At 71.1% G+C, this 1,124-nt stretch carries 2 protein-coding genes; one reads left to right on the top strand and one right to left on the bottom strand.

Going from position 1 to position 1,124, the window contains the following annotated elements:
- Positions 1–679: hypothetical protein (locus tag AB0M20_RS45065; RefSeq protein WP_364307774.1), on the top strand; the 679-nt coding region annotated here is incomplete at its 5' end.
- Here AB0M20_RS45065 and AB0M20_RS45060 read toward each other — a convergent pair.
- On the bottom strand, positions 666–1,112 hold the full coding sequence (locus AB0M20_RS45060; RefSeq protein ID WP_364307773.1) for a M15 family metallopeptidase: 447 nt from the start codon (positions 1,110–1,112) through the stop codon (positions 666–668). The two genes, AB0M20_RS45065 and AB0M20_RS45060, sit on opposite strands and share 14 nt — an antisense overlap.
- Positions 1,113–1,124 lie beyond the last annotated feature (12 nt).

Raw genomic sequence — 1,124 nt, 5'->3', positions numbered from 1 at the left:
GGCGGATCCGCTCGATCAGCGACGCGCAGGAATGAGCGCCGGCCGGCTGACCGAGGCGGACCTGCGCCGCGGGGTTGCCGAGCTCGCGCGCCGCGAGCCGCTCTTCGCCGCCGTCCTGGACCGGCACGGCCACCCGCCGATGTGGGACCGCGTGCCCGGCTTCGCCTCGCTGCTGCACATCATGCTGGAGCAGCAGGTGTCGCTCGCGTCCGCGCGCGCCGCGTTCGACCGGCTCCGCGCGCTCGCCGACCCGCTCACCGCCGAGAGCCTGCTCCGGCTCGACGACCTTCAGCTGCGCACGGCGGGGTTCAGCCGGCAGAAGGCGCGGTACGCCCGCGCCCTGGCGACCGCCGTCCAGGACGGATCGCTCGTGCTGGAAGCGCTGCCCGAGCTCGACGACGACGATGTCGACGCGGCGCTGCGTTCGGTGTTGGGCATCGGGTCGTGGACCGCGGCGATCTACCGCCTCTCCGCGCTCGGCCGTCCCGACGCCTGGCCGGCCGGCGACCTCGCCGTCGCCGCCGGGATCGCCGCGCTGTGGGAGCTGCCGGCGTTGCCCTCCCCGGCCGAGACCACCGCTCGAGCCGAGGCGTGGCGACCGTGGCGAGCGGTCGCCGCGCGACTGCTGTGGCAGCAATACCTCGCGTCGCGGAGTGGCCGGCGGGTCAGCCGCCGGTGATGGACCAGTGCCAGGCCTCGGAGGGCAGGTTGACGAGGCCGTACTCGTCGGCGTGGACCTGCAGCCACTTGAAGGCCGCGCTGCTCCTGGTGAGCGACTTGCCGCCCGAGGTGATGTCGACGGCCAGGCCGAGCTCGTGCAACGAGCGGCCCGGGATCGCGGTCGGGACGCGGCACGACGACGCCGGCGCCGTGTAGATGTCCGGGCAGCCGTTGATCTTGCGGAGTTCGATCTGGCGCTGCCTGGTGCGGAATCCGCCGCCCGAGATCGAGATGCCGGCCTTCTTCGCGTCGTCGACCATGCGCTTGTAGGAGTAGGCGATGTTGCGGTGCACCGTGGTGCCGTAGACGATCCGCGTGTCGGCCGTGGTGAACACCGGCCGGACCGCGGATGAAAGAATAATAATCAGATAATGCATTTTCTTGTTTTTCATTTGCCTCTTGCT

The organism is Actinoplanes sp. NPDC051633 (assembly GCF_040681735.1).
Taxonomy (GTDB): domain Bacteria; phylum Actinomycetota; class Actinomycetes; order Mycobacteriales; family Micromonosporaceae; genus Actinoplanes.
Note: the sequence above shows the minus strand (reverse complement) of the source record. Positions and strands in the feature narration are given on the sequence as shown.